General features: G+C 33.9%; 18 protein-coding genes and 2 pseudogenes. 14 read left to right on the plus strand and 6 right to left on the minus strand.

Features of this window, described 5'->3' with window-relative positions:
- The first annotated feature begins 27 nt into the window (after window positions 1–27).
- Window positions 28–927 (plus strand): cation diffusion facilitator family transporter, encoded by a 900-nt coding sequence (locus LCF45_RS08710; protein ID WP_002012090.1) that lies wholly within the window; start codon window positions 28–30, stop codon window positions 925–927.
- Between the two features lie 193 nt (window positions 928–1,120).
- Complete coding sequence (fbpA, locus tag LCF45_RS08715) at window positions 1,121–1,291, plus strand: Fur-regulated basic protein FbpA (protein WP_002012091.1); 171 nt, start codon at window positions 1,121–1,123, stop codon at window positions 1,289–1,291.
- A 52-nt stretch (window positions 1,292–1,343) separates the two neighbouring features.
- On the opposite strand, the gene LCF45_RS08720 is transcribed toward fbpA, so the two are convergent.
- On the minus strand, window positions 1,344–2,015 hold the full coding sequence (locus tag LCF45_RS08720) for a GntR family transcriptional regulator (protein ID WP_002030983.1): 672 nt from the start codon (window positions 2,013–2,015) through the stop codon (window positions 1,344–1,346).
- A gap of 16 nt (window positions 2,016–2,031) precedes the next feature.
- Window positions 2,032–2,997 (minus strand): DMT family transporter, encoded by a 966-nt coding sequence (locus tag LCF45_RS08725; RefSeq protein WP_078203052.1) that lies wholly within the window; start codon window positions 2,995–2,997, stop codon window positions 2,032–2,034.
- Window positions 2,998–3,160: 163 nt separating this feature from the next.
- Here LCF45_RS08725 and LCF45_RS08730 point away from each other — a divergent pair, with 163 nt between their 5' ends.
- Window positions 3,161–3,472: a DUF3784 domain-containing protein gene (locus LCF45_RS08730; RefSeq protein WP_078203053.1), complete on the plus strand. Its 312-nt coding sequence runs from the start codon at window positions 3,161–3,163 to the stop codon at window positions 3,470–3,472.
- 75 nt (window positions 3,473–3,547) lie between these two features.
- Here LCF45_RS08730 and LCF45_RS08735 read toward each other — a convergent pair.
- Window positions 3,548–3,665 (minus strand): annotated as a pseudogene (locus LCF45_RS08735) (GTP-binding protein); the annotation flags it as partial.
- Window positions 3,666–3,668: 3 nt separating this feature from the next.
- Between LCF45_RS08735 and LCF45_RS27035 the strand changes: the two are divergent.
- The 4 genes and pseudogenes from LCF45_RS27035 to fumC all read left to right on the plus strand — a co-directional run.
- Window positions 3,669–3,758 (plus strand): annotated as a pseudogene (locus LCF45_RS27035) (TIGR03943 family protein); the annotation flags it as partial.
- 111 nt (window positions 3,759–3,869) lie between these two features.
- Entirely contained in the window at window positions 3,870–4,529 is a 660-nt protein-coding gene (locus LCF45_RS08740) for a class I SAM-dependent methyltransferase (RefSeq protein ID WP_002168696.1), read from the plus strand.
- Window positions 4,530–4,924: 395 nt separating this feature from the next.
- Entirely contained in the window at window positions 4,925–6,328 is a 1,404-nt protein-coding gene (gene nhaC / locus LCF45_RS08745) for a Na+/H+ antiporter NhaC (RefSeq protein WP_002126686.1), read from the plus strand.
- Between the two features lie 126 nt (window positions 6,329–6,454).
- Window positions 6,455–7,843, plus strand: coding sequence for a class II fumarate hydratase (fumC, locus tag LCF45_RS08750; protein WP_002035171.1), 1,389 nt, complete (start codon window positions 6,455–6,457; stop codon window positions 7,841–7,843).
- Between the two features lie 204 nt (window positions 7,844–8,047).
- On the opposite strand, the gene LCF45_RS08755 is transcribed toward fumC, so the two are convergent.
- Window positions 8,048–9,397, minus strand: a complete 1,350-nt coding sequence (locus LCF45_RS08755; protein ID WP_078203054.1) for an FAD-binding oxidoreductase — start codon at window positions 9,395–9,397, stop codon at window positions 8,048–8,050.
- A gap of 230 nt (window positions 9,398–9,627) precedes the next feature.
- The gene (locus tag LCF45_RS08760) at window positions 9,628–10,050 is read right to left on the minus strand and encodes a PH domain-containing protein (RefSeq protein WP_002168693.1); all 423 of its coding nucleotides are present in this window, start codon (window positions 10,048–10,050) and stop codon (window positions 9,628–9,630) included.
- 161 nt (window positions 10,051–10,211) lie between these two features.
- On the opposite strand from LCF45_RS08760, the gene LCF45_RS08765 reads away from it, so the two are divergent.
- From LCF45_RS08765 to LCF45_RS08775, 3 genes are all read left to right on the plus strand, one after another.
- Entirely contained in the window at window positions 10,212–10,400 is a 189-nt protein-coding gene (locus LCF45_RS08765; RefSeq protein WP_263894742.1) for a hypothetical protein, read from the plus strand.
- Between the two features lie 343 nt (window positions 10,401–10,743).
- Window positions 10,744–11,508: a DUF2087 domain-containing protein gene (locus LCF45_RS08770; RefSeq protein ID WP_002126691.1), complete on the plus strand. Its 765-nt coding sequence runs from the start codon at window positions 10,744–10,746 to the stop codon at window positions 11,506–11,508.
- A 228-nt stretch (window positions 11,509–11,736) separates the two neighbouring features.
- Window positions 11,737–13,146: an MATE family efflux transporter gene (locus tag LCF45_RS08775; RefSeq protein ID WP_002086395.1), complete on the plus strand. Its 1,410-nt coding sequence runs from the start codon at window positions 11,737–11,739 to the stop codon at window positions 13,144–13,146.
- A gap of 53 nt (window positions 13,147–13,199) precedes the next feature.
- On the opposite strand, the gene LCF45_RS08780 is transcribed toward LCF45_RS08775, so the two are convergent.
- Window positions 13,200–13,898, minus strand: coding sequence for a peptidase E (locus tag LCF45_RS08780; protein ID WP_078203055.1), 699 nt, complete (start codon window positions 13,896–13,898; stop codon window positions 13,200–13,202).
- A 543-nt stretch (window positions 13,899–14,441) separates the two neighbouring features.
- Here LCF45_RS08780 and LCF45_RS08785 point away from each other — a divergent pair.
- From LCF45_RS08785 to ccdA, 4 genes are all read left to right on the plus strand, one after another.
- On the plus strand, window positions 14,442–14,840 hold the full coding sequence (locus LCF45_RS08785; protein WP_002031084.1) for a DUF3942 family protein: 399 nt from the start codon (window positions 14,442–14,444) through the stop codon (window positions 14,838–14,840).
- Between the two features lie 125 nt (window positions 14,841–14,965).
- Window positions 14,966–15,382, plus strand: coding sequence for a BlaI/MecI/CopY family transcriptional regulator (locus tag LCF45_RS08790; RefSeq protein WP_002031086.1), 417 nt, complete (start codon window positions 14,966–14,968; stop codon window positions 15,380–15,382).
- Between the two features lies 1 nt (window position 15,383).
- Window positions 15,384–16,196 (plus strand): M56 family metallopeptidase, encoded by an 813-nt coding sequence (locus LCF45_RS08795; RefSeq protein ID WP_002126694.1) that lies wholly within the window; start codon window positions 15,384–15,386, stop codon window positions 16,194–16,196.
- Window positions 16,197–16,250: 54 nt separating this feature from the next.
- Window positions 16,251–16,964 carry a cytochrome c-type biogenesis protein CcdA gene (gene ccdA / locus LCF45_RS08800; RefSeq protein ID WP_002031088.1) on the plus strand — a complete coding sequence of 238 codons (714 nt, stop codon included), beginning with the start codon at window positions 16,251–16,253 and terminating at the stop codon, window positions 16,962–16,964.
- Window positions 16,965–16,979: the final 15 nt, after the last annotated feature.

Raw genomic sequence — 16,979 nt, forward strand, 5'->3', positions numbered from 1 at the left:
AGATATTGCACTTAAAGGAGCATTTGTATGGGGCACTCACATGATCACGGTCATTCAAAAAATAAAAAAGCGTTATTAATTGCCTTCTTATTAACAACAAGCTTTATGATTGCTGAAGTTATTGGCGGATTTGTAACAAATAGCTTAGCACTATTGTCTGACGCAGGGCATATGTTAAGTGATGCAGTATCCTTAGCTTTAAGTTTACTTGCGTTCAAGCTTGGGGAAAAAACGGCAACGGCCGCGAAAACATATGGGTATAAGCGAGTCGAAATGTTAGCGGCATTATGTAATGGTGTCGTTCTTATTGTCATTTCAGTATATATTTTTATTGAAGCAATTCGTCGTTTTAAGGAACCAGTTGAAATCGCTAGTAATGGAATGCTCATTATTGCTGTGCTTGGTCTGCTTATTAATATTGTATCAGCTTGGATATTAATGAGAGGCGGAGATGTGAAAGGTAATTTAAATTTAAGAAGTGCGTTCTTACATGTACTAGGCGATTTATTAGGTTCAGTTGGAGCGATTATTGCTGCGTTACTTATTAAATTTTTTGGATGGACTGCTGCAGATGCGGTTGCTAGTATTCTTGTGTCTATTTTAGTCATTATAAGTGGATGGCGTGTAACACGTGATACAGTTCATATATTAATGGAAGGTGCACCGCAGCACATAGATGCTGAAGAGGTGAAAAATACATTATTAAATATTACTATTGTAAAAGAAGTTCATGATTTACATATATGGTCTGTAACATCAGATTTTCAAGTATTAACTTGCCATCTTATTATCGAAGGTAATGAAACGCAAAGCGTATTGAAAGAAGCAACGGATGTATTAAAGGGGAAATTTCATGTAGAACATGTCACCATTCAAGTTGAAATAGAAGGTGAATTTAACCATAATGAGACAACTTGCAAAGTATGAAAGAAAAAGGGTATGAAAAAATGTCATAACATTTTTCGCGTGGCATACATATATATAATGTGGCCACAAATACTTTGTAAGGTAAATATTTCATAAGATTACTTTACTTATTAAGAATCATCTTTTATAATCAAAAGTGGTAATTGATAAAGATTATCATTTTCATTGATCGTAGAAAGGAGTTTTTTAAAAGATGAGTAGTCAACTCCGTTTTGCTGTTGAAAATCGTAAGAGACATTTAATTGATGAGTTAATTGGAGCAGGGGTGTTTAAGATTCGCGACCGACAATTATACGAGCTGTCTTTAGAGGAATTGGAAAAAGAGTACGAGCATATTGAAGATTACGCAAATATTCAGGCATAGCATATAGATTATTAAAGAAGGAGCTGGTTACACTTTTGTGTAACCAGCTTTATTATTTCATAGAAATTATTTTTTGTATTTCTTTCATTGGACGGAGCCAGTTTTGAGACATCATTTGTTCCATTCGTTTTTCATCCTGTTTTTGTAGTGCTTGAATTATAGAGTGATGTTCTTTAATAGATTGACTTGCAGGCACGAAGTTTTGGAAAAATAAATATTCAAGGCGTAAAATGTGAAGTTGCATATTTTCTAGAAAAGGTTCAATATATCGGTTTTTAGCAATAGAAGTAATTGTATTGTGAAATCGTATATCTAGTTCTAAAGCTTTTTTTGAATCTTTTTCATGTATAGATTGTTGAAAAGCATCATTTATCTCGGAAAGTAGTTTAATATCAGCGTCTGTAACTTTTTGCAGTGCTTGCTTTCCTATAATTGAGTGAAGACCAGCTATCGTCTCATAAATGATAGATACGTCGTCTAACTTAATAGGCGCGATTTTTGTTTTTTGCCCAGGTACCATTTCAACTAATCCAGAAAGCTCTAAAATTTGTAAAGCTTCTCTAACAGGTGTTCTGCTTACTCCTAGTGCTTCTGCCAATTCCCCATCATTTATTTTCTCATCAGGTCGTAAAACACCTTCTATAATCCAATCTTGCAGTTGATTTAAAACGAGTGACTTTGCTGAAACTCTTCCTGGTTTTTTATAATTTTGAGGGACAGGCATAGTGAATTCAATCCTTTCATTGGATATATTTCTTTTTCGTATTAACAAGCTTTAATTTTGGTTTTCCTTTATCCGGTTTTTGGCTTAATATGAGCACCATTACAATTACACAAAAAGCACCTAATAACTGAAAAGGTTGAAACGGTACGTGCAAAATAAGCACAGAAGAAATAATAGCTGCGAGTGGTTCTGTACAGCCAAATAATGTTGTTTCTTTAGGCGTAAGGTATCTTATGCTATCTAAGTATAAATAAAATGCGATGAGTGTCCCGAAAATGACGACAAATGTAATGAGCGGGAGGGTACTTAGTTTTACATATTTCATAGTTGATAATAAAATGAATTCGTTTGTGGAAATAAAGTGTAAAATCGTTACGCCAATCCCCCCAATGATCATCCCCCATCCAACGATAACGGATGAAGACCACTTTTCTAACAATTCTTTTGAATACAAACTATAAAATGCAAGAGATAGTCCAGATAAAATGCCCCAAATGATAGCAGGTGTAGATACAGCTAAGTTATGAACAGAACCGTTTGTTAATAGGAGAAAAGTCCCTACTAATGAGAGGGTAATTGAAATATAATCAATTTTTGATGGACGAACGCTCCATTTGAAAAGTAAGTATACAGTGATAAATATAGGGGCTAAATATTGTAACAAAGTTGCAACAGCAGCGTTTCCTTCTTTAATAGAAGCGAAGTACGTGTACTGTACAGCAAGCATGCCTAAAAGACCGAACAAAATTATCTTATTTGCATCAGACTTTTGTTTCCAAATTCCAAATATTTCTTTTTTGTTCGCTCCGAATGATGACATAATGAGCAAAATAGCACCGGATATAAGCAAACGGATTGTAACTAACCATTCAGTGGAAACGTTTTCGAATTGAAAAAGTTGTTGCGCAGCTGTTCCGGATAAGCCCCATAAACAAGCACCGATTATGACCATTATAATTCCTTTTAATCGATTTGGATCCATAAAATATATAGTCCTCCTTTCAAAAAAATATATATTAGATACAATATGCAATATATCACGAAATGGAGTATTAATAAACTGAAATTTCTAATTAAAAATAAAATTGTTTAGTAAGAACGATCATCTTTTTTGTGTATAGTAAAATATCGTAGGGGAGAGTTATATGCTAGCAGGATTTTTAGTTTGTTTATTTGTTGGATTACTTATCATTTTTTTAGGCTATCAAATACATGTGAAAAAGAGATTGTTTTTGTTGGCAGGCTATCAGGAAGAAACGTTTGTTGGAGATAAAAATAAATTAGCGAAGCTTTCAGGTGTGTTTTCCTATATAGTCGGAGTTGCTACTATACTATTACCGTTTGGCTTAGAAAAAATAGATGATGTAGTTGGTATCGTATATGCTATCTTAATTGTTTTAGGTACAATTGTGTTTCTTATTAAAGCAAATATGTTAAATAAGAGTACTACAAAGTGAAAAAGGCTCCATGCTACGGAAGCCTTTTTATTATGAAGTGAAAGTAAAAGCGGGAATAGGATCAACAAATGTATTTCAATCTTGTTTCATTTCTTTTTCTGTTAATAGAACGATTCATATCGATGCCGATAAATACAAGTTCAGTTATTTGATCTCCATATCGTTCATCCAAGTTTTTCAATGCTTCTGGTTCTAAGGAATGCTATTTCCACTTGTGAAAATAAGTAAAGTAGAGAAGATTAAGAAGCCAGCAAATCCATATGTATATGATGCTTTACCCCAATAAGAATGGGTAATTCTTCATCTTTTTATGAAATATAATCATAATCGCGGCGCCAAAAAAATAAAGATAAGAGTAATTTGGTTTGTTAAAAATATGTGTACAAGGAGATACGCGATGAACTGGGTTACTCATAAACCATCGTTTGAATTTGAAAAATTTAGTCCTATTATTCGGTCACAATCTGCGTGGAGTGGGCATTTAGATTTCGCATATGATTTAGTAAGATTTGAAGAACCAGCAACTTTAGTTGAGTTAGGTACGCATTTAGGTGCTTCCTTTTTTAGTTTTTGCCAGGGGGTAAAAGATGGTGGGTTAGCCACAAAATGTTTTGCTGTAGATACTTGGGCTGGAGATGGGCATACAGGTCCATATGGAGAAGGGGTTTTTCAAATAGTAGAAAAAGTGGTGAGGGATAACTACCTGAATATAGGGAATTTAATTCGGTCTACTTTTGATGATGCTCTGGATGAGTTTCAAGATGAAACGATAAATCTTTTGCATATTGATGGCTATCATACGTATGAAGCTGTTTCTCATGATTATAAAACATGGTTACCTAAAGTTGCTAAAAACGGTATTGTATTATTTCATGATATTGAAGTTAAAAACGGTGATTTCGGTGTGTATAAGTTTTGGGATGAGGTCAAGGTGAAATACCCTCATTTTCAGTTTGGGCATTCATATGGACTCGGAGTTTTATTTCCGAAAGGTTGTAGCGATAAGTTTTCGGAAATACTTAAAAATAAAGAAGAGATACAAAATATGTATAAATAAAAGAGGGGCATGCATCGATTAAATGATGTGTGCTCTTTTTTTATGTGGAAATATATTATTACATATGAGGTGAAAGCGGTAGTAAAAAGTTTTGTTGAGGCAAATATTAAAAAGGTTATTATGGGTTAATAATTAGTGGGGATGGATAAAACCCTCATTGATTAAAGTTTTATTTCATTAGGTGTTTTTATCTAAATAAATAAAAATACAACATTTTTTATATTTTTCATTGCGAAAAGCGCAATCTACTTTTACAATAGAAAGGGTTGTGAATATATTATACTGAAAAAATAAATCGAAATAATATGAAAATTTTGTTTTGTCTTCGCTAATTGTATACTACATACACGTAAGACTACATACATCATGTTATCGACTTGTAAGGAGAGAAAAAAATGAAAAGTGTAAGATTACCATCGATGCTAGAAATTATTATTCTTTTATGCCTATTTCTTGCTGTCGTCTTTTCCTTCCAAACGATTTTTGATCTCCCAATTCAATTAGCGCTATTTATTTCATGGTTTTTAGTTATTGCGCTTGGATTAAGATTAGGATTTCGTTATCAAGAATTGCAAGATGCAATTACGAAAGGGATTTCTAATGGATTAGAAGCAATTCTTATTTTAGTTGCAGTTGGGGCTTTAATTGGAACGTGGATTGCTGGTGGGGTTGTACCTACATTAATTTATTATGGATTAGAATTCATTCACCCTAGCATATTCTTATTGGCAACTTTAATTATTTGTTCAATCACTTCTATCGCGACAGGAACATCATGGGGAACAGTTGGAACTGCAGGTATTGCTATGATGGCGATAGGTGAAGGGCTTGGATTACCACTTCCGCTTGTTGCGGGTGCAGTCCTTTCAGGAGCTTATTTCGGAGACAAATTATCACCACTTTCTGATAGCACAGTTCTTGCAGCTTCTATGGCGAAAGTAGATGTTATCGCTCACGTTCGAGCTATGCTCGTATTAGACGTTCCAGCTTATATTATTACCAGCATTATGTTTACTGTTGCTGGATGGATGTATGGCGGGGATAATGTAGATTTAAATAGAGTTGAGTTTTTAAAAGAATCTTTATTAAAGCACTTTGATATTAAAATATGGATGCTTGTTCCAGCGGTAATTGTTATTGTGCTATTGGCGATGAAGAAACCATCTATGCCAACAATTGCTATGGGAGCTTTAATTGGTGCAATTTGGGCAACACTTTTCCAAGGAATGAACTTTGGAGAGGCAATTGGAACAGCATATAACGGATTCTCAATTCAATCTGGTGTCGAGTTTGTCGATAAGTTATTAAACCGTGGTGGAATTAATGGTATGCTTGGTTCAGTAGCTGTTATTATTTTCGGATTAGGTTTTGGTGGATTACTTGAAAAGTTAGGTGTTCTAAAGGTAATCGTATCGAAATTTGAGAAGAAATTAAATTCTGCAGGTAATGTAACATTGTCTACATTAATCGTTGCATTTTTAGCTAACATATTTGGTTGTGCGATGTACGTATCACTTATTTTAACACCAAAAATTATGGAAGATAGCTATGATAAATTAAAAATAGATCGCCGCGTATTAGCACGTAACTCAGAAGTAGGTGGAACTTTGACTTCTGGTATGGTTCCATGGTCTGATAATGGTATTTTTATGGCTGGTATTTTAGGTGTATCAACATTATCATACGTTCCATTTATGTGGCTAAGCTTCGTATCACTCATTTTAGCAGTTATTTATGGATATACAGGCAAGTTCATTTGGTATGTAGATGATGCGGATAAAGGAAAGCAAGCATCATAAAAAAATTACCTTCTGCGGTGGCGGAAGGTAATTTTTTTTATATGTATTAATGAGAATTCTTATCATTTGATAGAAAGTCTGTTAAAATAAAAGATGTAGGTATTTTATTTTCAAGGGGATGAAAAAATGGAGTACAGAATTGAAAGAGATACATTAGGAGAAATGAAAGTTCCAGCTGATAAATTATGGGCAGCACAAACGCAGCGTAGTAAGGAAAATTTTCCGATTGGAACAGAGCATATGCCGCTTGAAATTGTAAAAGCATTTGCGATTTTAAAGAAGAGTGCAGCGCTTAGTAATCAAAAATTAGGAAAGCTATCAGAAGAGAAGACGCAAGCAATTGTGGAAGCTGCTGATGAAGTTATCGCAGAAAAATGGAATGAACATTTTCCACTTGTCGTATGGCAAACGGGTAGTGGTACACAATCGAATATGAATGTAAATGAAGTAATTGCAAACCGCGGTAATCAAATTTTGAAAGAAAAGGGATCTGACGTACATATTCATCCGAATGATGACGTGAACATGTCTCAAAGTTCAAATGATACGTTCCCAACAGCACTTCATGTAGCGTGTGTAATTGCGGTAGAAAACCATGTATTGCCAGCTATTACGAAATTAAAAGAAACATTAGCAGAAAAAGTAACTGCATTTGAACATATTATTAAAATCGGTCGTACGCATTTACAAGATGCAACACCTTTAACGTTAGGACAAGAAATTAGCGGATGGCACCGTATGCTTGAAAAAACAGAGCGTATGATTGCAGATAGCAATACATATATGAAAGAATTAGCAATTGGTGGTACTGCGGTTGGAACTGGAATTAATGCGCACCCTAAATTTGGTGAGATGGTAGCAGAAGAAATTAGTCTGTTTACAGGTAAACAATTTGTTTCTGCACCAAATAAATTCCATGCGTTAACGAGCCATGATGAAGTTGTATTTGCACATGGAGCATTAAAAGCATTAGCTGCTGATTTAATGAAGATAGCTAACGATGTGCGCTGGCTTGCAAGTGGTCCACGAAGTGGTCTTGGGGAAATTATTATCCCTGCAAATGAACCAGGAAGCTCTATTATGCCAGGTAAAGTAAATCCAACGCAAAGTGAAGCATTAACAATGGTTGTAGCACAAGTTATGGGGAATGACACAACAATCGGATTTGCTGCGAGCCAAGGTAATTTTGAGCTAAACGTATTCAAACCAGTTATTGCTTACAACTTCCTGCAATCTGCTCACTTATTAGCTGATGCAACCGTTTCGTTTAATGATAAATGTGCAGTTGGTATTGAAGCAGATGAAGAAGTAATTAATGAAAATGTAAATCGTTCATTAATGCTTGTAACAGCGCTAAACCCACATATCGGGTATGAAAATGCCGCGAAAATTGCAAAGCATGCCCATAAAGAAGGGTTAACTTTAAAAGAAGCAGCATTGCAATCTGGACTACTAACAGAAGAGCAATTTGATGAGATTGTAGATCCGAAAAAAATGATTGCTCCGAAAGAATAATAGAAGAGGCCAAGATTCTTAATTTAGAATCTTGGCTTTTTTATCCCGCTATTTGCCGGGCAGTAAAACTCCTACCTCAAAATTCGGCTGAAGCAAAGAAGTTAGGTGGGAGCCCTGCTGCCCATAAACGCCCGATTGGTGAAGGCTAATAATCAGTGGGGGATGAACAAAACCCCACTGATTAAAGTTTCACTTTATCGCATATTAATTTTTAATTCCTTGCGGAAAAGTAAATACACATAAAGGGTCATATTTTTTACTGATTTTTCTTAATTTGTTCGCATGTGTCCCGTAATAAGCGTTCATATAATCTTTCAAATCGCTGTATGGGAAATTGATGGATGAGCCTTCTGTTATGGATTCTATATAGTCAAATCGGCTTTCTAACCATTGGGAATTATCCTTTTTAACAATCGGATCTTCCCATATAGTTTGGATTCCTAGAATATAATGTGCATCGCGGTAATAAAAAGCGCTCGCATCTTTACCTACATCTTGAATTTTTCCTCCAAGGGGGTAGAGACTTATAGCTGCAAAAATACTACCGGAAGCTCTATCTTCAATAAGACTAATAATTTTTTCGATTTCTTCCTCGTTATATTGTTTATGAACGAACCGGCCTGTAGATTTAAATTGTTCAGACGGTGGATATGAAGATTCTACAATGGCCATTGCTTCAAGAAAACTGATATATTGTAAATTCATCTTCACCCCGTTTATATTGAGTAAATCTTGTAGAATGAACGCTGCATCTTCTGGGGTACCGTAATATAAACCTCGTCCATATATTGCAAGTCCTTCCACAGCAGAGTTGTATATGCTCGCACCGATTGTCATCTTACTATTTAAATTTACTAGCCAGCTTTGCCATGTGTGAAGAAATTCCTTTTGGATGTCTACTGAAGCGTTAGGCCAATATAGTTCAACGAAAGTAACTTTATCAACTATTGGAGGGAGCTTAAAAGTTAGCGAAACAACGATGCCAAAATTTCCGCCACCTGCCCCGCGACAAGCCCAAAATAAGTCTTTATGGCAAGTTTCATTAGCTGTAATTACTTTACCTTTATAGTCAATTAATTCTAACTCTATTAAATTGTCACAACCAAGGCCGAAATACCTACTAGAATAGCCCCAACCTCCACCTAAAGTGTATCCACTTACTCCAACAGTTGGACAAGTTCCTCCTGGAAATGGATAACCTTTTGAAGAGATAAAGTCATAGATTTGTTTATTTTGAGCACCACCTTGAATGACTAATGTATTTTTATGTTCATTAAGCTGCATACAGTTCATTTTACTTATATCAATTACGAGGACATTGTTTCCGACAGAATATCCTTCGTAATGGTGTCCACCAGAACGAATGCGAATAGCAATTTCATTTTTTCTCGCCCAAATAATCGCATTACTAACATCCCATTTCGTAAAACAATAAATGATAGCTAAAGGAAACTTTTGAATAGCCCGATTCCATTCTTGTCTAGCTTCTTCGTACTCACAATCATATCTTGTAATAATTTCACCTGTTAATCCTTCATAACTTAACTCATACATAATAAGCACCTTTCATTCATTTTGTGTAGTAGTTTGTTTTTCTAGAAATAGTGTATGTTCGTATCGTTTGTTTGTGATGAAGGCGTAGTATCTTTATGTAATAAAAAATAGACTAACTATTGGGGAGTTAGCCTGAGGGGAGAATAAATATGTAAACGGCGGTTTTACTTGGGGAGGATATTCAATTCTTATATAGTTATCCTAATAGCATTGAACTGTCTCAAACAAAATTATTCATTTGAGGTACTATTGATTATTTTCACATTTGGCCAGTTTTCTTTTAAGAGTGAAATGAATTTCTCCTCTTCTTGTGGTACGAAAGATGTTACTGAGTCGAATAAATTATAATGAATTTCTATTTGTTGTCTTGTCCAATTTTCTGAACGAAGCTTTTTACCAGAGTATTTAATGTGGCGTATATCTTCAAATGGAATTTCAGTACGGAGTATGAAACCATGTTTAACAATAAGGGCAGATTCCGTTATTTTGTAATGAGAAAAATAGAAAGAAGAGAGATTCACGATATTTAACAGCATCATAAGAGTGAAAAAAATAGAATTCTCATGTTGAAAAAATAGAGAAATGAAGAAAACAACGATAAACAATGAGAGAAAAATGATATGGAATGGATTTTTTTTCGCTTTAAATTTCAAGTCAGTCACCTCGTTATACCAATCATTAAAATAATTAAATCACAATATCGTAATAAAACATAAAAATATGCAACATTGCATATTTTTATGTTTCGTTATTCGTGTAGACTTTTTTGATGGGATAAATTTGAATGGAGTTTTCAAAAGTGGAGTTGTATAAAATGATTTGCAGAAAAAGTATTAAAGTAATAGTCATAATTAGTTGTATGATGATTAGTTGTATGATGATTAGTTGTATGATGATTAGTGGTTGTTCAAATAGATTCGTTGAGGATGGAAATCGAAAACATGTATTTGTAAAAGCAAGTAAAGTTTTAGTAGAGGTTGTTTATAAAATATATAAAAGGTAAAAGGTGTTTTCGTATATGGAAACACCTTTTTTGTAGTTAAAATTGAATGCTGAAGTTTTGGAATGTGTGAATGCCGGTTCCATGTTGAATTAGGTTTGTAGCACTTAAAGATTGAACAGCATATTTCACAACTTAATAATAAGTGGTTTCTAAAAACACATTCGCTGTTTGTTGGGATAAGTCCTTTTTATAACGTATAAATAGATATTTTTATAAAAGTTTGTAAAATAGGTAAACGAAATATTGAATTGTTTGCTTTTGGTATGGTAAGATGATGGAGTGGTAATAAACGGTATCGTAATTTGTTTATGGTTTTAATAAACCTTTTGGAGGAATGTTTAGTATGAGTGATATTTCAGAGAAGTTTTGGGATGCGTCGATAGAGGAATTGAAGAAAGGGTATGTATTTGACGAGGAAGCAGAGGAGTATGTTTGTTTAGCTTGTGGAGAAACGTTTATTAAAGGGGTTATTTATCAAGAAAATCAAGTTTTGTATGAAGCAGAGAAGTTTGTACAGTTGCATATTCAAAATGAGCATACATCTATGTTTGAATATTTATTAAATCTTGATAAAAAGTTTACAGGCTTAACTGATTTGCAAAAGAAAATGGTTCAGTTTTTCCATATGGGACTTAACGATAAAGAGATTGTAAAAGAAATGGATGGCGGGAGCACATCGACGATTCGCAATCATCGATTTACATTGCGCGAGAAAATGAAGCAAGCGAAAGTATTTTTAGCGTTAATGGAATTGTCAGAAGAAAAATCAAAAGTTCAAACTAAATTTGTACCGATTCATAGAACAGCTACGATGGTGGATGATAGATACAATATTACAGAGGAAGAAAATGCTGAAGTTTTAACAGTGCATTTTACAGAAGGTTTGGATGGACCGCTTTCTAAATTTCCGAAAAAGCAAAAGCGTAAATTGATTATATTACGTCATTTAGTGAAGAAATTCGATAGTAATAAAAAGTATACTGAAAAAGAAGTGAATACAGTTTTAGAAAATATATATCCGGATTTTGTAACTTTGAGAAGATATTTAATCGAATATGGTTTTTTAGATAGAACAGCTGATGGAAGCCAATATTGGGTGAAGTTATAAGAATGAAGAGAAGAAAATGAATAGATGCACATAATAAAAACAACTATACAAAGAGATAGAGGATTACAGATACGAAAAATATGTTAAAGTTCTATGATGGATTTGAAAATAGTGAGTGGAAGAGGCAATTACTTTGACGAGCAAACAGTATAGAAATGGTTGGAGTAATTACAACTATTTGAGCACGGATTTAACTGTGCAGATTTTAAATAAAAGGAGAAATGAAATTTGAAACCACCTACAGATAACAATAAAGAAGGTGTAGAGTCACAGAAGTCAGAAACAGAACATAAGCCGATATGGAAATCGATGTCCATGTTTTTAGTGCCGTTACTTTTAAGTAATGTATTACAATCAGTTGGACAGTTATTTGGAATGGTAGTAGTAGGAAGATGGCTTGGCGTAAATGATCTAGCAGCTATATCGGCATTTTTCCCGTTGTTTTTCCTACTCGTTTCATTTGTAATTGGAATTGGTTCTGGTAGTTCAATTTTAATTGGTCAGGCATTTGGTGCTAAAAATGAGGAGCGCTTAAAAGCTATCGTTGGTACGACGCTTACGTTTACTTTTATTATCGGAGTCGTGTTGGCGATAATAGGTAGTATTTTTGCGATGGATATTATGCGTCTTATGGGAACGCCAGAAAATATTATTGAAATAAGTGTGCATTACGCAAGAATTTTATTTATATCTATGCCAGTGTTATTCTTATATTTTGCATATACAACATTTATGAGAGGTACAGGAGATTCAAAAACGCCATTTTACTTTTTAATCGTAAGTACAGCGCTAAATATGATTTTATTACCAATTCTTATTTTTGGCTGGTTAGGAGCTCCGAAATTAGATGTTTACGGAGCAGCCTATGCTTCAGTTATATCTACAGTTATTACGTTTATTGTCATGCTAGTGTATTTAAAGAAGAAAAATCATCCACTACAATTAGACGGGACAGTAAGAAAATATCTTCGTATGGACTGGGAGTTATTAAAATTATTGTTACGCCTCGGTATTCCAGCGAGTATTAATATGATATTAGTTTCATTATCAGAGATCGCGGTAATCGCATTTGTAAATCGGTACGGTTCAGATGCAACAGCGGCGTATGGTGTTGTGAACCAAGTTGCAAGTTATGTACAAATGCCAGCGGTTAGCCTCGGCATTACCGTATCAATTTTTGCAGCGCAATCAATTGGTGCGAACCAATTTGATCGATTACAGAAAGTTGTTAAGGCCGGAATTATTATGAATTATATCATTGGTGGTGTATTAATATCTCTTATTTACTTGTTCTCAAGAGATATTTTAGCACTATTTTTAACAAGTCAAAATACAATTGACATTGCTCATAGTCTAATCATGATTACATTATGGAGCTACTTAATTTTCGGTCATGCACAAATTATTAGTGCGACAATGCGAGCAAGTGGTACTGTACTATGGCCAACTGTAATCAGTGTTGTATCAATTTGGCTTGTTGAAGTACCTGTGGCGTATTATCTTTCTTACCATACGAGCCTTGGAATAGAAGGGATATGGATTGGGTATCCAGCTGCATTCATCGTCAGCTTAATATTACAGTATGCATATTATAAGCTTTCATGGCAGAAGAAACGAATTACACGATTAGTGAGTTAAAAGATGAAAATGTCCCTAAGTCATTATACTTAGGGACATTTTTTTATGAATGCTTATAAATAACTTTTTAAAGTTATGTCAAAATGTTGTCTAATGAGTTCTCCATTATTCATATAAAACTCCCAAGCTGTATCTGGCTCACCGATAATTTCAAATGAACCTTCTGTAATATATAAAGCGCAATTATCTTCTAATGCAATACCTTCTATATTACCTTGGTGAGTTTGTAAAAACGTATGGAAGGCATTCATTCTATTTAATTGATTGTAATGGGGGCAAAATCTTTTGTTAACAATACCCCAGCCACTACTTTCTATATAACCGGAACCTTCATAATCTGAACGAATGCTAGATGTGAACCAGCACATAGCACCGGCACTATATCCTGCAATAAGTGTTCCACGTTTTAAAGCAAATAGTAACTTTTCATCTAGTTTATGTTCTTTCCATTGTTCAAGCATGTGAACGTAATTTCCACCGCCAAGGTAAATTAAATCGGCAGAATGAATCATCTCATCTATTTCATATTTAGTAGGTGTTTCGGTTGAAATGCGTAAAGTTTGAACCTCACAATGTAATTGCTTTTCAAATGTTTCTAAAAATAACTTTATATATCCTTCATCATCACGACTAGCTGTAGGAATGAATAATACTTTTGGGTATTGTTTATTCGTTAATTCTATAAGTCGTTCATTAATATGCAAGTGATTTGGATCTTGTAAATCACCGCCACCAATGACAGCTAATTTCATAGTAAAGCACCACCTAATAATATTTGTTATGTAAAAATTCGATAGTGGGGAGTTACATTCCTTCTGTGATTTAATGAATAAGGGGAAATAAAGTGAACAATATATTGAAATAGCATAAGGAGTCGATAGCTGTGGATAGAAAGGAATTAGAAGCAGTTTATCCCGCTATTTGCGGGCAGTAAACTCCCCCCTCAAAATTCGATTGGAGCAAAGCAGTTAGGCGGGAGCCCTGCTGCCCGTAAACGCCCGATTGGTGTGGGCTAATAATCAATGGGGGATGAACAAAATCCCCATTGATTAAAGTTTCACTTTATTGATATATAATACTGGAAAATATTGTTTCAAAATATGGGAACAATATGTTTAAATGAATATAACGACGTACTAATGAATGTTGAAAGAGTATTTATATTTAAAAAGTACAGAGAATACCAAAAGTTTTACAAAAGTGTTTTTTACTTTTTATAGGAACTTATTTTATAATATAGTTAAATTATATTAATATATTTATTAGCGTAGACTAAAAAGAGGGAGCGTGAAAGAGTGGATTTTCGATTTGAGTTCGCAGCGAAGGTGAAAGAATATTTAGATGATGAAAAAGATGAAAAAATAATAAAAGATGGACACAGAGATATAATTTATAAATATTTATATCCGTTAGAGAGTGAAATTGGAATTTTTAAAAACCCTAACTTTACTTTTTTTGCATCAGGAAGACGTTCACATATAGTATTAGAAAATATTGAATTTAAAACAGAAGTAAACGTAGAAAGTAATATAATTGAAATTACAAAAATAGTGGATAATGTGGTGATTCCATTAGATACTATCGTAGCTAAAGATCGGGAATTATTTGCACTTGGGCGTAATGAGAAATTTAGTGTGCAAATATTAGAATATTATCTCTATGATACATTTGGAGAGAAGTTAGGTTTACAATGAATCGAACGTGGTACAGATAACTAATTAGTGGAGATTAGGATTCATTTAAGTATCAGTTAATATCATTTATGTTTGACCTTCTATATATTTTATACTACAATCTGTAGTGTGAAAGGGGCCATACGATGTTTACTCAAAACTACAAGTTAAATGAGCAAGGGTTAAATCACTTTTTCGGACCGCTTGAAGCGAAAATAATGGAAATTGTTTGGGCTACTGAGGGTATTACCATTAAAGATGTGCAACAGAGATTAAGTGAAGAATCCCCGGTGAATTTTAATACTGTAATGACAGTTATGAACAGATTAGTAGAGAAAGCACATTTAGAAAAGCATATTGTGAAAAGAAGTGGTATGTATCGTACTACACAAACGAAGGAAGAATTTTTATCTAATCAAACGAAGAAAATGACACAGGAATTAATGGGTGAATTTGGAGATCTTGTTGTGAACCATATGATAGATGAGTTAGAACAAGCTGATCCATCTTTAATAAAAAAATTAGAAGAGAAATTAAGTCGGCTAAAAAAAGAGGACCGATAAAATGAAGTGGCAAATGCGTAAAATCGTTTTGTTAGCAGTGACTATTAGTGTGCTTTTTTTAAGCATGTTAGTATACTACGTTACATACCCATTTCTTTTTCAAAATAAAGCATTTTTCCTTTCTCAATTTTGTTTATTTGAATTACAAAAACATATGAGGGAACTATCAATACTTCGTATAATGATAGCCGGATTACTGTTATTTACTGTAATCATTATGAGTAAAAGAATTTGGAAGCAATTTTTTTATAGTAAAAGATTGAAAAGAAATCTCGTGTCTATTACTAGAAAAGGAAAGCAAGTGTACGTATTATCAACGTTACAGATTACGGCATTTACAATTGGATTATTTCGACCGAAAATTGTCATTTCAGAAGGAATGTTTCAGGCATTTTCTGAGGAAGAAATTGATGCGATTGTATTACATGAGGAATATCATCAAAAAAATCGAGATCCATTAAAGTTATTTTTCTTTACATTGTTAGCTGAGGGAATGATGTATATTCCTATATTAAAAGGGATGTTGCAGCGTTATCATGTATATCAAGAGCTATCAGCAGATAAATATGCGATGCAAAAAATGAAATCTTCATTTGAGCTAGGTAGTGCATTATTAAAGTTAATTAAAATAAAGACGATGGAAAATCAATGTATTACAGCGTCGTTTGCGAAAACCGCAATTAATTTACGAATTGAGCAAGTGTTGAATGAGAAAGTTGTTAAGCTGAATATACCATTACATACAAATTCAGTATATGTAACGTTAGGGCTATTTTGTATGTCGATTGTACTTATTGTCGGAGAGTGCATATAGCCTCTTTTTTTAATAATTAACACTACGCATTGTAGTGTATTTAGGGGGAATAAAATGAATGCGGCGGATTTAACAATTTGGCTAGTAGTAGGGGCTGGTATACTTTCATTTATATCACCATGTTCTTTACCGCTATATCCATCTTATTTATCATATATTACAGGTGTGTCTATTCAAGATTTAAAAGAAAATCGTGGGATTATGCAAAAGTCAGCGATTATACATACAGTATTTTTTATGATCGGTTTCTCGGTTATATTTTATGCGTTAGGTTTATCGGTGAGTTGGATTGGGATTACTTTTTCATCTAATCAAAGATTGATTCAACAAATTGGTGGGGTTTTTATTGTTTTGATGGGGTTATTTATGACTGGATTGTTTCAGCCTAAGTGGCTTATGGCAGAGAAAAAAGTGCAGTATAGAAGTAAATCGACAGGATATATTCGCTCAGTTTTGGTCGGCATGACATATGCAGCAGGATGGACACCGTGTGTTGGTCCGATATTTTCTGCAGTGCTTATGCTCGGGGCGACCAATCCGGAAAGTGCGCTTCTTTATATTACGGCATATACTCTTGGCTTTGCAGTTCCGTTTTTCGTGATGGCATTTTTTATTGGAAAGGTAAAATGGATTGTTACTTATGCCAATGTCATGATGAAAATCGGCGGTGGAATGATGATTTTAACAGGGGTTTTATTATATACAAATCAAATGACGAAAATTACAGCGTTCTTTATTCGTCTATTCGGCGGATTTACGGGATTTTAGAAATGAGGAGGAAGA

It is taken from the genome of Bacillus sp. 41-22 (genome assembly GCF_025809295.1).
Classification (GTDB): Bacteria; Bacillota; Bacilli; order Bacillales; family Bacillaceae_G; genus Bacillus_A; species Bacillus_A mycoides.

Excerpts from the sequence above, each read along its gene's own strand:
- ccdA (WP_002031088.1), top strand. The coding sequence starts at position 16,251 with ATGAATGCGGCGGATTTAACAATTTGGCTAGTAGTAGGGGCTGGTATA.
- LCF45_RS08765 (WP_263894742.1), top strand. The coding sequence starts at position 10,212 with ATGATTTGCAGAAAAAGTATTAAAGTAATAGTCATAATTAGTTGTATG.
- LCF45_RS08710 (WP_002012090.1), top strand. The coding sequence starts at position 28 with ATGGGGCACTCACATGATCACGGTCATTCAAAAAATAAAAAAGCGTTA.
- LCF45_RS08755 (WP_078203054.1), bottom strand. The coding sequence starts at position 9,397 with ATGTATGAGTTAAGTTATGAAGGATTAACAGGTGAAATTATTACAAGA.
- nhaC (WP_002126686.1), top strand. The coding sequence starts at position 4,925 with ATGAAAAGTGTAAGATTACCATCGATGCTAGAAATTATTATTCTTTTA.
- LCF45_RS08730 (WP_078203053.1), top strand. The coding sequence starts at position 3,161 with ATGCTAGCAGGATTTTTAGTTTGTTTATTTGTTGGATTACTTATCATT.
- LCF45_RS08790 (WP_002031086.1), top strand. The coding sequence starts at position 14,966 with ATGTTTACTCAAAACTACAAGTTAAATGAGCAAGGGTTAAATCACTTT.
- LCF45_RS08725 (WP_078203052.1), bottom strand. The coding sequence starts at position 2,997 with ATGGATCCAAATCGATTAAAAGGAATTATAATGGTCATAATCGGTGCT.
- LCF45_RS08740 (WP_002168696.1), top strand. The coding sequence starts at position 3,870 with ATGAACTGGGTTACTCATAAACCATCGTTTGAATTTGAAAAATTTAGT.
- fbpA (WP_002012091.1), top strand. The coding sequence starts at position 1,121 with ATGAGTAGTCAACTCCGTTTTGCTGTTGAAAATCGTAAGAGACATTTA.
- LCF45_RS08720 (WP_002030983.1), bottom strand. The coding sequence starts at position 2,015 with ATGCCTGTCCCTCAAAATTATAAAAAACCAGGAAGAGTTTCAGCAAAG.
- LCF45_RS08795 (WP_002126694.1), top strand. The coding sequence starts at position 15,384 with ATGAAGTGGCAAATGCGTAAAATCGTTTTGTTAGCAGTGACTATTAGT.
- LCF45_RS08770 (WP_002126691.1), top strand. The coding sequence starts at position 10,744 with ATGAGTGATATTTCAGAGAAGTTTTGGGATGCGTCGATAGAGGAATTG.
- fumC (WP_002035171.1), top strand. The coding sequence starts at position 6,455 with ATGGAGTACAGAATTGAAAGAGATACATTAGGAGAAATGAAAGTTCCA.
- LCF45_RS08780 (WP_078203055.1), bottom strand. The coding sequence starts at position 13,898 with ATGAAATTAGCTGTCATTGGTGGCGGTGATTTACAAGATCCAAATCAC.